General features: G+C 47.1%; 11 protein-coding genes and 1 pseudogene. 4 read left to right on the forward strand and 8 right to left on the reverse strand.

Features of this window, described 5'->3' with window-relative positions; genetic code table 11:
• Window positions 1–165 precede the first annotated feature (165 nt).
• Both ABN764_RS19495 and ABN764_RS19500 read left to right on the forward strand, forming a co-directional pair.
• Window positions 166–2514 (forward strand): S9 family peptidase, encoded by a 2349-nt coding sequence (locus ABN764_RS19495; protein WP_446672803.1) that lies wholly within the window; start codon window positions 166–168, stop codon window positions 2512–2514.
• Window positions 2515–2703: 189 nt separating this feature from the next.
• Window positions 2704–5034, forward strand: a complete 2331-nt coding sequence (locus ABN764_RS19500; RefSeq protein ID WP_446672804.1) for a S9 family peptidase — start codon at window positions 2704–2706, stop codon at window positions 5032–5034.
• A gap of 243 nt (window positions 5035–5277) precedes the next feature.
• Here ABN764_RS19500 and ABN764_RS19505 read toward each other — a convergent pair whose 3' ends face one another.
• From ABN764_RS19505 to ABN764_RS19535, 7 genes are all read right to left on the reverse strand, one after another.
• Entirely contained in the window at window positions 5278–6228 is a 951-nt protein-coding gene (locus ABN764_RS19505) for a helix-turn-helix transcriptional regulator (RefSeq protein WP_021255396.1), read from the reverse strand.
• Between the two features lie 204 nt (window positions 6229–6432).
• Window positions 6433–7839, reverse strand: coding sequence for an erythromycin esterase family protein (locus tag ABN764_RS19510; protein ID WP_446672805.1), 1407 nt, complete (start codon window positions 7837–7839; stop codon window positions 6433–6435).
• 107 nt (window positions 7840–7946) lie between these two features.
• Window positions 7947–9434, reverse strand: coding sequence for an ArnT family glycosyltransferase (locus tag ABN764_RS19515; protein ID WP_446672951.1), 1488 nt, complete (start codon window positions 9432–9434; stop codon window positions 7947–7949).
• Between the two features lie 79 nt (window positions 9435–9513).
• The gene (locus ABN764_RS19520) at window positions 9514–10203 is read right to left on the reverse strand and encodes a hypothetical protein (protein WP_268625046.1); all 690 of its coding nucleotides are present in this window, start codon (window positions 10201–10203) and stop codon (window positions 9514–9516) included.
• A 138-nt stretch (window positions 10204–10341) separates the two neighbouring features.
• Window positions 10342–11028, reverse strand: a complete 687-nt coding sequence (locus tag ABN764_RS19525; protein WP_446672806.1) for a TFIIB-type zinc ribbon-containing protein — start codon at window positions 11026–11028, stop codon at window positions 10342–10344.
• A gap of 93 nt (window positions 11029–11121) precedes the next feature.
• The gene (locus tag ABN764_RS19530) at window positions 11122–11868 is read right to left on the reverse strand and encodes a hypothetical protein (protein WP_446672807.1); all 747 of its coding nucleotides are present in this window, start codon (window positions 11866–11868) and stop codon (window positions 11122–11124) included.
• A gap of 12 nt (window positions 11869–11880) precedes the next feature.
• On the reverse strand, window positions 11881–13179 hold the full coding sequence (locus ABN764_RS19535) for an SPFH domain-containing protein (protein WP_446672808.1): 1299 nt from the start codon (window positions 13177–13179) through the stop codon (window positions 11881–11883).
• Window positions 13180–13928: 749 nt separating this feature from the next.
• Here ABN764_RS19535 and ABN764_RS19540 point away from each other — a divergent pair.
• Window positions 13929–16286 carry a glycosyl hydrolase family 18 protein gene (locus tag ABN764_RS19540; protein ID WP_446672809.1) on the forward strand — a complete coding sequence of 786 codons (2358 nt, stop codon included), beginning with the start codon at window positions 13929–13931 and terminating at the stop codon, window positions 16284–16286.
• A gap of 361 nt (window positions 16287–16647) precedes the next feature.
• Window positions 16648–17994, forward strand: coding sequence for an erythromycin esterase family protein (locus tag ABN764_RS19545; RefSeq protein WP_446672810.1), 1347 nt, complete (start codon window positions 16648–16650; stop codon window positions 17992–17994).
• Window positions 17995–18024: 30 nt separating this feature from the next.
• Here ABN764_RS19545 and ABN764_RS19550 read toward each other — a convergent pair.
• Window positions 18025–18336 (reverse strand): annotated as a pseudogene (locus tag ABN764_RS19550) (IS30 family transposase); the annotation flags it as partial.
• Window positions 18337–18463 lie beyond the last annotated feature (127 nt).

The raw sequence follows: 18463 nt of genomic DNA on the forward strand, positions 1-18463 counted from the left end.
CACCCCGGAACGGACGTCAGCAGTCAGCGTCTATCCGGGGTGTTCGCGTATATTTCACACGATTCCATATAACCTACCTAATACATACAATTGATCCAAATACTAAATAAAAAGCTTCATCATATACATATATGGGTCTGTACATATAAGGAGGTTATTCAATTCATGAGAAAGAAAGTCATATCCGCCACACTTGCTGCTATGCTCGCTGCATCGCTTCCGCTGACTGTCATGGCGCAACAGAAGTCTACTTCTACTGCCGCCTCATCCTGGTACACAGAAGGGATTCAGGCGCTCGTCTCCAGAGGAATACTTCCCGAGCAGACAAAGCCAACGTCCACAATCCCGGTAAAGGACTTCATCCGCTATGCCGCACTATCGCTCACCTACCAACATGGGATCGATCCGCTAAAGGCAGCTGCGAATGAAGGATGGGTCGAAGCTGAGGAATTCTCCTCTCTCGACGCACCGATTACGCGCGGGGAGCTTGCCCGTATCCTCGTTCGCGCCTATGAACTTGGCACAGAGGAACGCGGCGAGAAGACATTAACCGAATATACGCTGCGTGCTAAATCTCTTGGCTTACTTACTGGCTATCCAGACGGCAGCCTCCATGAAAATAAAGACGCGACTATCGGGGAAGCCGCCTCTGCACTTCGCAACCTGCGCAAGCTCCGTCTAGCTCAAATCGACAACAAGGGTGTACCGCTCATTTCCGTTGAGGATTTCATGCGCAACCCTGGCAATTTCTCGTATCAGCTGTCTGCGGACGGCAACTACATTTCTTACGCAGCTCCTTGGGAGAGTCGGACGAATGTATTTGTGAAGAAGATGGATGGCTCGAGCGAGCCTGCACGCATCACTAGCTCTAAGGATCGCGATATTGCGGGGTTCTTCTGGAAGGGCGATCACATCCTGTACTTAAAGGACAAAGGCGGAGATGAAAACTACCACTTATATTCAGCAGCATTCAACGGCAATGCGGAGAAGGATCTCACTCCATTCGATAAGGTGCGCGTCGGGTTAGTCAGCACACTGTCCAATGTGAAGGATGAAATCCTCATTACGATGAACAAAGATAATGCGAAAGCATTCGATGTCTATAAGCTGAACGTGAAGACAGGGGCTACCAAGCTTGTAGCGAAAAATCCTGGCAATATCCAAGCTTGGCTTGCCGATCACAATGGCGCCATCCGTATGGCCGTTGCTACGGAAGGCATTAAAGGCGCTGTACTCTATCGCGATACAGAGGACGAAGAATTTAAGCCTTTCATCACAACGGATACAGGAGAAACCGTCTACCCGCTTGGCTTCACGAAGGACAACAAGAACATATATGCAATATCGAACAAGGGACGCGATAAAACAGCGCTGCTCAAATACGACCTGCATGGCAAGGAACAGCTACTCTACTCCCATCCTGAGGTCGACTTGGATCGTGCAGTATACGATGACAAGCAAGATAAACTGCTCATGGCTACCTATATCACAGACAAGAAGCATAATTATTACTTCGATGCGGACTTCGAGGCTCTGAACAAAAAGCTGCAGCATAAATTGCAGGCAATGGAAAGCGAAATCCAAATCAATGACTACAACGAAGCAAGAACGAAGTTCATCGTCAGTCTGTCGAATGACAAGGTACAGGGCAAATACTACTACTATGATTCAACGACGGATAAGCTGACGCTCCTTGCTGCCTTAAGCGACTGGTTAACAACGGATCACCTTGCCGATATGCATCCAATCTCCTATAAGAGCAGGGATGGCTTAACGATCTACGGCTATTTGACACTGCCCAAAAATAAGCAGCCCGAACAACTCCCGCTTATCGTGAATCCTCACGGCGGGCCTTGGGCTCGCGATGAGTGGGGCTTCAATCCCGAGGTTCAGCTGCTCGCTAATCGCGGCTATGCCGTGCTGCAGGTTAACTTCCGATCCTCAACAGGTTATGGCAAAGCATTCATCGATGCTGGCGACAAGCAGTGGGGACGCGATATTCAAAATGACATTACGGACGGCGTGAAATGGGCAATCAAGCAAGGCATTGCAGATCCAAGCCGCATCGGCATTTACGGCGCATCATTCGGAGGATACGCAACGCTGGCCGGCATAACCTTCACGCCGGATCTGTATGCAGCAGCCGTCGACTATGTAGGCGTGTCCAACATCTTCACCCTGCTGAATACGCTGCCGCCATATTGGGAAGCGAACCGCAATATGTTCTATGCACGGATTGGGCATCCAGAGAAGGATAAGGAGCTGCTTAAGGAAGTATCCCCTGTGTTCCATGCACATAAGATCATTACACCGCTCTTCGTCGCACAAGGAGCCAATGATCCGCGCGTAAATAAAGCTGAATCCGATCAAATGGTTGAAGCACTCAAGAAGAGAGGCATTAATGTGGAGTATATGGTGAAGGACAACGAGGGCCATGGCTTCCACAATGAAGAGAATCGAATTGAATTCTACAATGCCATGGTGAAGTTCTTGGATACCCATTTAACAAAATAGCTTCCCATCCATAAAAGGGCTCTTTCCCATGAGAAAGGGCCCTTTTTCTGTATAAATGGCGATGTATAAATACAATAAATTCACCTGACTGTTATATTTTACATGAATCCTGCAATCCCAATTTCTACGTATATACTTGGGAAAGTTCAAATTATGAACATATACAAGTATACAAAGGGGTTCTTTTCAATGAAAAAGAAATGGATTGCTGCATCACTCGCGGCTGTGCTTGCTGCATCGCTGCCGACGTCGGTCATGGCGCAGAAGCCAGCCGAAGCTGCAACTTGGTACCAGAATGGGATTCATGCGCTTACGTCCAAAGGAATTTTGGATGAACATGCAAAGCTGACGTCTACGGTTTCCGTTGACGAATTCGTCCGCCTAGCTGTCTTGACCCTCACGTATCAACATGGAATCGAACCAATGAAGGCTGCTAAGAATGCAGGCTTGGTAGCTGACGAGGATTTCACCTCTCTTGATGCGCCGATTAAACGCGGCGAGATTGCCCGCATCCTCGTCCGTGCGCTTGGCAAGGAGCAAGACGAGAAGAGCTTGACCGATTATGCGGAACGAGCTAAGACGCTGGGCTTGCTCAAGGGGCTCCCAGATGGGAAACTGCATGAGAATAATGCAGCAACACTGCGCGAGGCTGCGTCCGCACTTGAGAACGTTGTGAAGCTGAGCCGTTCCGGCATCGACAATAAGGGCGTGCCGCAAATTTCCGTCGAGGATTTCATGCGCAACCCCGGAAGCTTCTCCTATCAGCTGTCTCCGGATGGCAATTATATTTCCTATGCAGCACCGTGGGAAAATCGCTCGAATGTCTTCGTACAGAAGATGGACGGTCCCAGCGAGCCAGTGCGCGTAACGAGCTCCAAGGATCGCGATATTTCCGGCTTCTTCTGGAAAGGCGATCATATCCTCTACTTGAAGGACAAGGGCGGGGACGAGAACTTCCACCTGTACTCCGCAGCGTTCAACGGCAATGAAGAGAAGGAATTAACGCCATTCGATAAAGTTCGAGTCGGCGTAGTCAGTGCACTGTCCGGCGTTAAGGACGAGATTCTCGTCTCCATGAACAAGGAAGACGCCAAGGCATTCGACGTGTACAAGCTGAACATCAAGACAGGCGAAACGAAGCTAGTCGCGAAGAATCCAGGCAACATTCAAGAATGGATTGCCGATCATGACGGCAAAATTCGCCTTGCCGTTGCTTCAGATGGCATCGAGGGCGTCGTATTGTACCGGGCGACAGAGGAAGACGAATTCAAGCCATTCATTACGACATCAGGCGGCGACAATGTTAACCCGCTTGGCTTCTCCAAGGACAATAAGACGATCTATGCTGTATCCAACAAAGGTCGCGACAAGTCCGCGCTCGTCAAGTACGACCTTCAGGGCAATGAGCAGCTGATCTACTCCCATCCGGACGTCGATCTGGCAGGAGCGGTGTATGACCATAAGCAAGATAAACTGCTCATGACTGCATATATAACGGATAAAGTACATGTGAAATATTTTGATGAATCATTCGAGGCTTTGCACAAAAAACTTCAGCACAAGCTGCAGGCAACAGAAAGCGAAATCGGCATCAACGACTACAATGAAGACAAGACCAAGCTCATCGTCAGCCTATCCACTGACAAAGTGCAGGGCAAGTATTATTACTATGATTCCACAACGGATCAATTGACGCTGCTCGCCAACCTGAGTGACTGGCTCAATTCAGAGCAGATGGCGGACATGCACCCGATCTCCTATAAGAGCAGAGACGGCATGACGATTCATGGCTACTTAACGCTGCCGAAGAATAAGACACCGGAGAACCTCCCTCTGATCGTCAATCCGCATGGCGGTCCATGGACCCGCGACATGTGGGGCTTCAATACAGAAGCTCAGCTGCTGGCTAATCGCGGCTATGCCGTGCTGCAGGTTAATTTCCGCTCCTCTACGGGTTACGGAAAAGCATTCATCGACGCCGGCAACAAGCAGTGGGGCCGCAACATTCAAAATGACATCACGGATGGCGTACAATGGGCAATCAAGCAAGGCATCGCCGATCCGAAGCGCGTCGGCATTTACGGTGCATCCTTCGGCGGATATGCGACACTAGCCGGCATTACGTTCACACCGGACATGTATGCAGCAGCCGTCGATTATGTCGGGGTATCCAACATCTTCACCCTGCTTGATACATTGCCGCCTTATTGGGAAGCGAACCGCAACATGTTCTATGAGCGCATCGGCCATCCGGAGAAGGACAAAGACATGCTGAAGGCCGTATCTCCTGTATTCCATGCGGACAAAATCACAACGCCGCTCTTCGTTGCACAGGGCGCCAATGATCCGCGCGTGAACAAAGCCGAATCCGATCAAATCGTCGAAGCCCTCAAGAAGAGAGGCGTTGACGTCGAATATATGGTGAAGGACAACGAAGGCCACGGCTTCAACAATGAGGAAAACCGCATCGAATTCTACAATGCCATGGTGAAGTTTTTGGATACACATCTGAAACATTGATTAGATTCGTCTGGACATATTCGCCCACAACCATGTAAAAAAGATCGGGTTTCAGCAGTCAGATGTCTCTGATGTGCTGGACCCGATCTTTTTTTATTTTCGCTATCAATATCTCTGCATACGATGCAGCAATAACTGCTCATTACTCACTTGGAGCTATTTCTCTCCTTACATGCTGGTCCCTCATCTACGGAAGGCAAGAGGTTACAGTTTGAGCCTGCCATAGACATCTCCTGAGTTCATCTAGCTATGCTGCCACACAGACAAAGCGTTCTTTTTGAAATGGCTCGGCGTAACCCCCGTCTTGCGCTTAAAAACTCGGGAGAAGTACGGAACATCATTAAAGCCCACTTGGAAGCATATATCCGTTACCGACATATCGGTATCAAGCAGCATCGCGGCCGCCTTGTGAATCCGAATATCGACCAAGTAATCATTATACGTCTTACCGGTAAATCGTTTAAATAAATCACAGAAGTATGTCTTCGAAATATTAAACTTGCGGCAGATCATCTCTAGGCGCAGCTCTTCATTATAATGCTCATGTATGTAATGAATCGCGGCCGTCATCAATTCCTTGAATTTGCCCAATCGTTCATCCACGTCATCGGAATTGCGCTGTCGATCCATCTCTCGCACAAGCATCGTCATCAGCTTCAGCAGATCCGCCTTAAGTACCAGCTCGTAATAACGATTAGCCTGCTGATATTCGTCCAGCATATCATTCAGAATCTTCGATACCTCAAGATCAGTCGCTCCCGACAATGCCACCTTCGGGGTCACATGTTCCTCATCCAGCATGAACTGTTCCAGATAGGAGTAGTCGAACCTCCCTCTGCTCCCATTATGCGGCTGATACTGCTCGTCAATAAAATGCGGGAGAAACTCAAGTCCAATAATGTCAATTCCTTGACCGGCCACTAATGTCACCCGATGAACGGCGTATGGTGGGATTACAAAAATATTGCCCTTCACCATCCGATACGTGTGATTATTGATCGTATGCATGAACTCGCCCTTCACGACATACCAGATTTGAAAATAGTCATGCGTATGATCACGTATGCTGCCACCCGCATGGTTCCAACGATATATTTTAAAAGGCAGCGGTGTTCCGATCTCGCTCTCAGCGCGATAAAATTGGACATCCTGTGGCATGGGCTTCTGCTGCAACTCTCGACGCTCGAGCATCATCGATTTCCCCTCCTCTTCCTCTCTGATTCCGTTCCCAATCCAATCTGGGTTAGCTTGGAAACCATTCTCTTCTATCATATCATGATTGACCAAACAGGCGATACCGAATGTGCAATTGAAAGGGCGAAATCAGCAGGCGGGAATCCTCCTCCAGCATACACAAAAAAAGAGCCGCATCCCGTATGCAGCCCTATTCAACCTATATTATTGTGCCATCCGTCGTGATGGATGGATCGTGTCCACGAACAATAGACCATCATACTGATCCCGAACGACCATCGTCTCCTCAAGTACGCCCCACGCTTTAGCAATACGAGGAGTGAACATCCATGATGTACCCGGTTCAAGCTTCGCCTGTGTGAGATCCAAGAACTGATTAGGGTGGCCTCCTGCTCTAAGCACCGCTTCTATGCTTCCTTCATTATGCGGCAGCGTGATGCGCTCGGTATCCTTGCTATTCTTGCTGGAGCTTCCTTGATAGGCATACAATCCGATCACATAATTGTCCTTCCGCAGCGAGAATGACAGCATCTCCCCCATTGTCGGATAAGGATGATTGTCGAAGCCGAAGCCGTTATGCTCGGTTACCATCGTCGAATTATGCTTTCGAACATGGTAATTATGCCCCCATACGATGATCTTCTTATCGGGATACAGCCGCTCGGCAAGCCATGCCGCATTGCTCGCCATTTGCTCATCCCGAATATAGCTGGCTTCCTTCATCTGTCGCTCAGGCTCAATCCCTGCGAATAGCTTCACCATTCGTTCACAGTACGTCTCCAGCATATCGATGCGATTCTGCAGCACACGCTCCATAATGGGAACGATCTCTGGTTGCTCAGGGTAAACAGCCTGCAGCTTCGTCTTGTTCTCCTTCACGAACGTTTGGAATACTTGATACTTCGCAATCAGCAGCGATTGCTCCCGCTTGAATTGCTCCAAATCCTTGTAGGCATGCACCTTCAAATACCATCGATCCGTTTGCGCGAACGATACCGCTTTGCTCTTGTCGACTTGGGCGAACCATTTCTCCACAAATGCAATGAACGGTTCCGTAGTACCCTGTACATCAATCCCTGTCAAAATAAGCGGCCGTGCCGTCTTGCTCTGCTGCGCGATATACTCGAATAAGGGCAAGTTCTCCTCCACCTGCCATACGCCAAAGATCGAACTCTTCATCATATCTGTAGGTGTTCGCTTGCCAATCTCCGCAAACGCAGCTGATGTCTCGCCCAGATTCGATTCAAACGCGAGTACATCGTACCCGAGCTGTTCGTGCAAAAACTGAACCAGCCGAACCTTCGCTGAATTATATTCCGATGCGCCATGTGACGCTTCTCCTAGACTGACCATTCGCTTATGCTGCAATAACGGCTTCAGAAACTGGAGATCCTGGAATCGTTCCTTCGTTTCCTGTTCCTTTCCATGGATCTCATTATGTATGGCAATCGGCTTCGCATGCTCCTTGACCCACTGCTTCCACGCTTGGCTGATTGCCATGTCCGCCTCACCAGAGTCAATGCTGCTTGCTGCTGCGCTGTTGGCGATTGAGGTGCAGGCAATCATGCAGACTGCCGCCCCCATAATCAGTGTTCGCTTCCATCCTATCATTGTTTCACCTTCTGATTATGTCTTTGTTGTCTTGCATAAACAGCATAAATCGAGAAGGTTAAGGGCAAGGATGGCTCACATTTAAGTTTGGTTTAAAAAAAGCAAGGTCACGCTTCCTCGGCGACTTCTTGTCGTGCATCCTTCACGCGCAGTCGCAGCAACCGGCGGAATGGGATGCGCTCCTTCCACTGGGACATGACGACAACGAGCGCATAAGCACCATACCCTTCAATGATAATCATCGATGGCATAATGAAGTATCGATACCGCTGCTGCACTTCAATGAACAGATGCACACCCATATAGCCGAGAATTAATAGAATGAGGAACAGATACTTATGTTCGGTATCCCTGCGCAGAATAAGAAGATCAACGGCTAAGAACAGCAGTAAGATAATGACAAAGTAACTGACATACGAATACGTATGAATCAAACCGAATAGACTGCTCACGCTGTTCGTATTCAGGCTCCAAAATAACGCATCAACCTCGCCCCACATAAGCCGAATTTTACTTAGGAAGAGATTCGACAGCTCTCCAACATTGGACAGACGCTCCCACACCATTTCCTTCTCAATACGCGTTCGCTCTTCTCCTAACGGATATTGCGACACTGTTTTAAAGTCCTCTTCCGAATAGGCCCCCTCTGTCCCACGATTGAAGCCCAATACAAATTTCCACATCGGATCATGGTTCTCTAATGGCGTATTCGAGATTCCCGTTCCTACCGCAATGAAGCTAACCAGGTAGAAGATAGCAAAATAGGTCGTCATGAAAATAACAAGGAAGCCGATCACTTTTTTGATGGACTCCTTCTTCAGTACGATTAAATAAATCACGGCATAAAACAGGATACTTAATAGGATCACAATGCCCAATGGACGTATGAGATTGCCAAGTGACAGCAGCACCGCTATTACCATGCTTACTTTCCACTTGGGCGTTCGTTTTTGGAGCAAAAAGTAAAACCCGAGATAGAACAGAAACGTCGCCAAATGCTGATTCGTCAATACCGAGCTCATTACAATGCTGGGAATGAAGAAGCAGTAAGTGATGCTAGCGAACTTCGCCGCAAATTCATGGAATAGATTCCGTCCAATTTTATATACCAACACCGTGATGCCTGCGCACCAGAGTGCATTTATGATTTTCAAGGGCAGCAAGCTTGTGCCGAATATCTTAATCATCAGCGCCTGATACATCGTGAAGCCTAATTGATAGGTCCATGCCTGGAAATAATCGCTGTACTTATACGAGAAATCCCCTACCGACATTTTCACTGCGGCATCGTACATGATTTGAAAATCAGACATCGGCTTCGTATCAACGACAAGCACCCACATAAACCGGATACAGAAGGCTAAGCATGCGATAAAAAGGATAAATGCCCGTTCCTCATGCAAATGCCGATAAGCTAGATAGGCCAAAATAAATACAAAAGCTGTATAACCTGCCATAATGAATGGGACTTGGATAAGCATATCTGGGCTGTACCCCATGAAGACGCCACACATATAAAAGAGAATTACACACAGAAATGAAAGCAAAATAAAAAGCAGCGGTGTCTTGCATATCCGCGCTTTGCGTAACGACATCTCCAAGGATATCCCACCTATTTATAAAATGAACCCATTCATTGTACCATCATTTCTGAATCATAGTAGCTCCATAATATTACACTGCATCGTATGCCATCATGGAGCCACAATACTCACATGCTGCTACAGAATCAGGCTGCACCTTTATCTGGGCACCACAACCCGTGCAGTCGACTACTTTTGGGAGCATCGGCTTGTTGGCAGCAGCTGAATTTGCGGCCGCACGTTCGTAAGGTTTAAAGTTATCGTCCCTTTCATCGTGATCGGTCATCTCATTCACCAATTGTACCCGATACTGTTCTACCATAGCTTTTTCATCCGCACTGCGATCTAGCTTCGTGCTTGCCCACACGAGAAGAGCACCCGGAACACCCAGTAATAATACAAAAACAAACAGCATCTCTACTTCTTCCTGCATATCCGACCAGATCATCATATTTCCCAGCAACACAAGCTCTACGAATAACATCATCATCCAGCCCAAGCCTCGCATGAAATTGCTGGCCCTCCATAGCTTCTTGGCAGGCAGTAATATGCCCCGCTGACGAAGCTGCAGCTCGATTTCGGCTTTTGTCCTCCGCTGCTTGCCCTTGCGGAACAGACAAATTCCTGGAATGCCGAATACGAATACAGAATACAACAATTTCCCGAACCAATCCTCGATCTCGTGAAGCTGTGACAAGTTAAGAAGGAACGAGAGGATAAAGCTGATTTGGAAAAATAAAAAGATTCCGCCTACTACTTTTAAAAAAGAGCCTTTCTTCATTATATGTCTCCCATTCCTCCTGAATTCTACTAAAATCATCTATAGCCCTGTATTTAGCCCTATTTCGCTTAACAATCTCGAATTTCTCTAGATTTCTCTACTGCTCAGCAACAATCATCGCTTAGTTATGTGCTACACTTACTCATACGGAACCGCAGATCCGCAATAGTCGCAAGAAGCAGTAGATCGAGGAGGTACCTCGGTCTGAGCGCCGCATCCGGGGCAGCTGACCATCTTCGGAAGCAATAGCGCACTGGCAGCCACCTCTGCAGCAGCACGACTATGTACCGGTTCGTCATACCCATCCTCATTCTCTTCTTCATCGTCTTCGTTATCTTCGTCTGAGGGGTTCATGTTCTCTGCTTGCTGCTGCATGTACAACGCATCTGCCTTCGCATCGATTCGAGAAGCCCGCCAGAGCATGAAGATACCAAGCATGAAGAAGAATAGCCCTACGCCATAGATTGTCGTTAATTGAGACTTAGGTACTGGCCACTCCGCCAATACAGTGAGAAACTTCCACTCGATGCCGAACAATATGATATAGCCGATGAATCGAAGCAAGTCGCTCACTCTTAACGAATCGCGCGCCGGAATCAGATTCTGCTCCCGCATCATCTTCCGTGTTTCCTTACGTTTCTTCAAATACTTGCCGCCGATGAACGACATAAGCCCTGGAATCCCGAATACAAATACAGAGAATCCCAGCTTCCCTACCGGGTCATCAGCAGGAGTAACACGAGATAAGCTTACGAAAAAGCCAAAAATAAAAGCAACTTGCAAAAAGAGCAGCACTCTTCCTATTGTGCGTAATAAACCACCCATGGAATTCAGTTCACCTTTCTATCTATTTAACTATTGAGCATACATTCATGTTAAATCTATCGTTGTCTACCCATCGCATCTATTCATTGCCACCTATTTCAGCACTGCTAACTGCTCATTGCGCAGCTTCATCCCGTTAGACAACTGCCGGATCATATCGCGCAGCTCATCAGCGCTGTATACCGTGTTGCGATCACGCACCATAGATCGTACACCTTCCTCCAGGCGAGCGGCCTGATCCATGATCTGTCCTTCCTCCAGCACCATAGTCGGTACCGATATCGGATCGCTATATTTCACCTGTTCCTCCAGCTTGTTCACCTGCTCCAGCAGCATATCGCGCTCTGGATTCTCCCAGCTTTCCAACTCCAATCGTGCTCCATGCAAACTAAGCTGAAGTCGCTTCTTAAACTGCATCCGATTGCTCTCATCCTGCTGCAAGCGGCCAACAGATATTCGCGTGAGACCAATGAGGAGCGCCAAAATGAACGCTACTGCAAAGGTGATGATGTGAATCCACATGTACAGCTTCTCGGGTATATCCAGGACGAGCCAAAACAGCACAATATGTACCAAAACTACAATATTATAAATGAAGGCGATTGCTCCCATTGATAAATTCATAGGAACCTCATCCTTGTGCTTGGACAGATGGACGAGCATACTCATGCAAAATAGATAACTGATCAGTCCTGCCATCATGAGGGAGCCGAAGGACAGCCACCATGAGAAGCCGCGGGATTCGACATCGCACAGGCCAAAAAATAAACCAACCGTTACCGCTCCTAGAATGAGAAATATCGCTGATGTAATCCACTTGAACCGTGATGCCCACTTCATGATATTCTCCCCCTATACCAGCTTATTGCCGCATTCCACGCAGAATTTTTGCCCTGGCTTAACCTCGCTGTTGCACCCGCTGCAAGTAAGCGTCGTCACCTCGCCGCAGTGCGGACAGAACTTGACCTTGCTGGACACCGGTTCGCCGCAATGACGGCATGGAACTGGCATTGCTTGTCCGCATTCGATACAAGCACCTTGATCCGGCGGATTGTCTGCCCCGCATTCTGGGCATGGATTATACGGATCCCCGCAGTGTGGGCAGAATTTGGTCGTACGCGGCATCTGCTCCCCACATGCCTGACATTTCACCTCAACCGGCTTCTCCGTGCCGCCACTTACAGCCAGCGATGTACCGCAACCTGTGCAGAAGGAGGCATCTCGCTGATTGCCACGATTGCACTTCGGACATACCTTGTCATGCGCATCAACTCGAAGCTCGCCTGCCATCTGCGTCATGACGCCGCCTACAGCACCGCCAACCCCGTAACCCATGCCAAGCCCAATACCTGCACCCATCAGATCTGACTTCACTCCACTATCATTCCTAGCGACCTCTCCAAGCGTATCGAATGTACGCTCTTGCTGATAGGTGAATCCAATAATATTCATTTCAGCCCGCTTCGCCAGCGCTTCCCGCAAACGCTGTGTGGCTGGATCATCCTCAGGCGTATTGACCGAGTCTACATAGAAATTAAGCAGACGAATGCCATATTCCTCGAACACCGGTGCAACCAGCTCTTGAATATGCTTGGAAATATCCGATATGTAGGCATTGATCTCTAATATACTAATCTTGCGATGCACGAAGTAGGAAGAAATCAGCTGGTGAATATTCATCATGAGCACGCCGCGGAAATATTCAGTCAGCGTATCTTGATTGAACACAGGCAGCGTGCCTACAAGCTTACCCAAGAACTTACGTGCATCTTCGATCTGAATGCCGAACTGCCCGAAGGAACGCACCTTCACGAACAACTGATACTTTGGATCCTGCAATTGAAGTGGTGTCCGCGTGCCCCATTTTACATTCAGAGAATGAACCTTATTGACATACCATACCTCCGCAGTGAAGGGAGAATCTCCTCCGAACGGTAAGTTAACAATATGATTCAATATCGGAATATTCGCCGTGCTAAGCGTATGCCTGCCTGCTGTGAAGCTATCGAGCGCTTGCCCGCCCTTGAACAAAATCGCTTCCTGCGACTCATTTACGATAAGCTGCGACCACGTTGCCAGCTCATGATTGGGAAACTTCCATGCAAATACATCAGGTGAACCATCATATTTGATTACATCAATAATCGCCATATTCTGCAGTACCTCCGACAATAATAGTATGGAGCCATACACATCGAAAGGGATCGTTTCTACTTCCCTATATCAACTGTTTGTATTAATATGAAGATATACACATTCACTACTTTACTACTACGAGGAAGCTTGCAAAACGTATCCATAATTAAGTCCGCATTCCTAATCTTTCTTCTATCTGCTCCATTTCTATTATATAAGGCAGCTGCTTCAGACACCATCCTCATAATGGAAATCAAAAAAATAGGTCTGCCCTAGCCCGTGCTTCATTCGGCATCATAACGTTCATACTCGCTTCGCCTCGTGCATATATTTATTTTCGTGTTAAAACGTTTAGCTGGAAAATCTATAAATGTGATCTCCTCGATTTGACCCAGTATTTATGAACTACTAAATTTCAAGCAACACGTCAAACGATGACTGCAAATTGTTAAAGCGATTCGCTTTATTCCACCTCTTCCCCCTCTTTATAGCACATGGATTCTTTGGATGAATAACGCCTTCTTCACACTTCACTAACACATACAAGACTATGCCGTTTCTAATGTTTGTCTTAGATACCGCCTTAATTTGAGCATCTTAACCCTGCCTTGGCTTGTAATTTCGCATTCTGATCCATCTAGCACCCATCTATCGTTCTAAGAGATTTGAATGCGATTACATAGATTTGTACGTGAAAGGAGATGTTTGCCGTATTCCTCAGGTCTGGCGAACCTAACCCAATATGAAACGGAGTGTGATTAAGATTGAGAAAGGTCAAAAAAGTTAGTGCAATCTTGTTTCTAGTCTTCATCTTGGTATTCACAGCTGTACCATTGACTGCTTTCGCTGCATCACCTTGGGCACCGAATACGGCCTATAAAACAGGAGACCTCGTCACCTATGGAACCGATACCTACCAATGTGTACAAGGACATACCTCTCTTGTCGGATGGGAACCACCAAACGTTCCTGCACTGTGGAGCAAACAATTAGCTCCTGCTGACACGGAACCGCCGACTGCTCCAACAAATGTTACGGCCAGCAATATCACAACCGTATCCATCACCCTTGGGTGGACGGCATCTACCGACAATGTCGGTGTTACAGGCTATGACGTCTATAACGGAACTACACTGGCGGGTTCGACTGCAACGACAACGTTCACCGTTTCAGGTTTATCTCCAAATACCACTTATACCTTCATCATTAAAGCCAAAGACGCTGCCGGCAACATTTCCCCTGCCAGCTCGCCTGTAAGCGCAACGACATTGGCTATTGTTCCGGATACCCAACCTCCGACAGTACCTGCTAATGTAACCGCCTCCAACGTGACCAGCAGCTCGGTTACATTGAACTGGACGGCTTCAACGGATAATGTGGGTGTCACAGGTTATGAGGTGTACAATGGCTCCATACTTGCCGGTTCTTCGACAACTACTTCCTATACCGTTACAGGCTTGAATGCCAGCACTGCCTATACGTTCACGGTCACTGCGAAAGATGCCGCCGGCAACGTATCCGCTGCCAGCTCACCAGTCCATGTCACGACAAGCGCTGTTATTATAGACACGGAGCCACCAACAACGCCCGCCAACTTAACAGCTCCTACCGTAACGACGAACTCCGTATCCTTAAGCTGGACCGCTTCGACAGACAACATCGGCGTCACCGGATACGATATTTATAATGGCACGACGTTGGCAGGTTCTTCGAATACAACCTCCTACACCGTTACAGGCTTAACTGTCAACACCGCTTACACCTTTACTGTGAAAGCAAAAGATGCCGCAGGTAATGTATCCTCCGCCAGTAATGCGCTCACCGTTACAACACGTTCCCAACCTTCATCCCAATATGAGATTATAGGATACTTCCCAAGCTGGGCTGCTTACGATACGCCGTCCTTCACGCCTGCCAAAATTGACCCGACAAAAGTAACGGTTATCAACTATGCATTCCTTGATATTTGCTGGAACGGCAGACATGGAAATCCTTCCAACAGCCCCGATAATCCAAATCCAAACACATGGACCTGCCAAAACGGCAATGGCACCCCAAATAATGCGCCGAACGGTTCCATCGTAATTGGAGATTCATTTACAGACGGTACAGCTGATGGCGGTTACAACCAACTGGTTACGATAAGACAGCTGAAAAACACCAACCCGAATCTGAAATTATTCGCCTCCGTCGGCGGATGGACGTGGTCCAATCAATTCTCCAACACCGCGAATGACCCTGTGACAAGAGGCAACTTCGCCACTTCCGCCGTCAATTTCTTACGTCAGTATCAATTTGATGGCATCGACATCGACTGGGAATATCCGAACAGCGTTGGCGTACCTTGCGCGTCAGGTCAGACTTGCCAACGTACAGCTGACAAAGCCAACTACATCCTGCTGCTGCAAACCCTTCGCCAAGCTCTTGATAAAGCTGGACAGCAAGACGGCAAGCGCTACTACATTACGATTGCTTCCAGTGCGAACTCCAGCTTCCTGGCAGATGCAGGCGGCACCAACAACTGGCTGTCCAACGCTGCACAGTACTTGGACTGGATCAACATCATGACCTACGACTACTATGGCCCATGGGATGCGACAAGCGGCATCGGATCGCCATTGTATAACGACCCCGCCAACACAAACGGCAGCAGCCAATTCAACATCAATTCCACCGTAACCAACTATTTGAATAAAGGCATTCCTGCCAATAAAATAACCATAGGCGAACCATTCTATGGCTATGGCTGGAAAGGATGCAACGCGGGTCCAAATAACAACGGACTGTACCAAAGCTGCAGCGGTGAAGCCACTGGCGGTTCCAGCGGCTCGACGTATGACTTCGCCCACATGCAGAACACCGGCCTGCTGTCTGCTGATTCTACAGGTAAATATACGGTTGCTGGCCAAGGCTATACCCGCTACTGGAACAATGTGACGCAAACTCCATCCCTCTACAACCCATCCACAAAAGTCTTTATTTCGTATGATGACGAGCAATCCATTCATTTGAAAAATGAATTCATCAAATCCAAAGGATTACGTGGCGCGATGTTCTGGGAATTAAACGCGGACAGGAACCGCACCCTTCAATCCGTCGTATCCAACGACTTGCCTCATTAATGCGATCAAGATGATAATTCAGCCATAAGAATAGAATAAACAGCACACGCACGCAATAAAAAAGGGCTTTCCCAAAAGTAGAATCTTCTACTTTCTTAGGAAAGCTCTCTTTATGTATTCCTTGAGAGATGGATATGCCTGAACTGCTGCTGCACAAACGTAGGAGCCGATTTCTTTACAGCAGATTTAAGAGGTTGAATAGATATTCCTTCAACTATAAGGATTGCAGCTGCTTTGTCTTTTGTATATACATAAGCATCTTAAGGTTTACTTAAGAACCTAGTAAGAAAAAAGAGACTTTTAGGAACTAGAATATATTTATCTTAACAAACCAACTTATAAAGTATTTCAGGAGGATTCTATGAAAAAGAAAATGGGTATCGCAATTGCTGCCTCTATTATCACTCTATCTAGTTTTACAGGAAGTACTTATGCAACTTCGAAAGCAGAAGTTCCTGTTACAGGTTCCTACAACACAAATCAAATGGCTCAACATATAAAATGGTTAGAAGAGCATGCAATGCCATTAAAGACAACGGATCCAACAGCACCTATTCATGATTTGAGTCCGCTTAAGGATATGATCGGATCAGCTACAATTGTTGGTTTAGGTGAAGCGACGCATGGGGCTCACGAAGTTTTTACCATGAAGCATCGCATTGTTAATTATTTGACAGCTGAAATGGGCTTTAAGGCCTTAGTGTTAGAAGAGGGATGGGACAGAGCATTGGGACTCGATCGCTATGTTCTTACGGGTAAAGGGGATCCAAGCCAATATCTAAGTCCTGTATTTAACACGAAAGAAATCATAGATCTGCTTCAATGGATACGCCAATATAATGCTGTTCCAAAGCATAAATCCAAAATACGGATCATCGGGATGGATATACAAACCGTAAACGAGAGTGTTTATAACAATATCCTAGCGTATGTAAAGAAATACGATCCGAAACTTGTCACTCGTTTCGAACAAAAGATGAAAGGCCTTATTCCTGTAACGAAGGATTTAGATACCTTTGGCGATCTTAAGAAAGAAACGAAAGCACGGTATGTTTCAGATGCGAAACAAATCAGCGCTTTATTAGAGCAAAATAAAAATAAACTGAATGGAAAATCCCCAGAGTTCGCATGGATCAAACAAAATGCCCGTATTATCGAGCAATTTACGACAATGACAGCCGCATTTCCTGATAACCTGGAAGACTTTTATTTGAAACACGATATTGCCATGTATGAGAATGCGAAATGGACAGAAGAACATATAGGAAAAACAATCGTGTGGGGCCATAATGGGCACGTTTCGAAAACAAATATGATCCCTTTCGTATACCCTAAAGTAGCTGGGCAGCATTTAGCAGAACATTATGGAAAACGGTATGTATCCATTGGAACATCTGTCTATGAGGGACGTTACAATGTTTACAACACTAACCAAGAATTCGGTCCCTATGGAACATTAAAATTAGATGAGCCGAATAGTTACAACTATACCTTTGGACAAGTAAAATACGACCAGTTTTTTGTTGATTTGCGTAAGGCAAGCGGAGTGACTAAAACTTGGCTAAACGAGCAACATGCCATTTTTGCCGGAGTAACAACGGTAGGTCCAGATTTCCCAACGACTGTTGATGTACCATTAGGTAAAACATTTGATATCCTTGTTCAAATTCAGAAAGTGAGTCCATCTCAACTGATCAGGAAACGGTGAAGTCCTGGGATTTATTTATTTGACGGATTGTCAAGCTAAGTACGACCGTTCATTCATGGACGCTTCGTGAGCAGACATCCAGCCTAGACATCTACGTGGACGATTATTAATGAGAGAGATAGCATCGTTGCCAGGAGAATACGGATCTACAAAATAAACTTTAGATTTATGAGAGTTCTCAAGGGGCAACCTCCATCGATAGGCGTTACGATCGGGCATCCTCATGGCTAAGTAGTGTTGAGTCTTACGCTCAATAAAAGTAGCTACACAAGCTTTGCTTTTGCCACGGCTAGAGACAACGGTATCCAGCTCCCAGTGGCCGAAGGTTTCACGCTTGCGAACCTGAACCAGCTTCTCGGTCAGCTCATTTGCAAGTTTAGGCTTATCGTTGCCGACAGAAGCACTAGATGCTGCGGCAACGATAAGCGTGTTGAGCCGACCGGGGCTTCGTATACCTGCTCTTTAAAAG

Origin of the sequence: Paenibacillus wuxiensis (assembly GCF_040195695.1) — a bacterium.
Lineage (GTDB): Bacteria > Bacillota > Bacilli > Paenibacillales > Paenibacillaceae > Paenibacillus_B > Paenibacillus_B suaedae.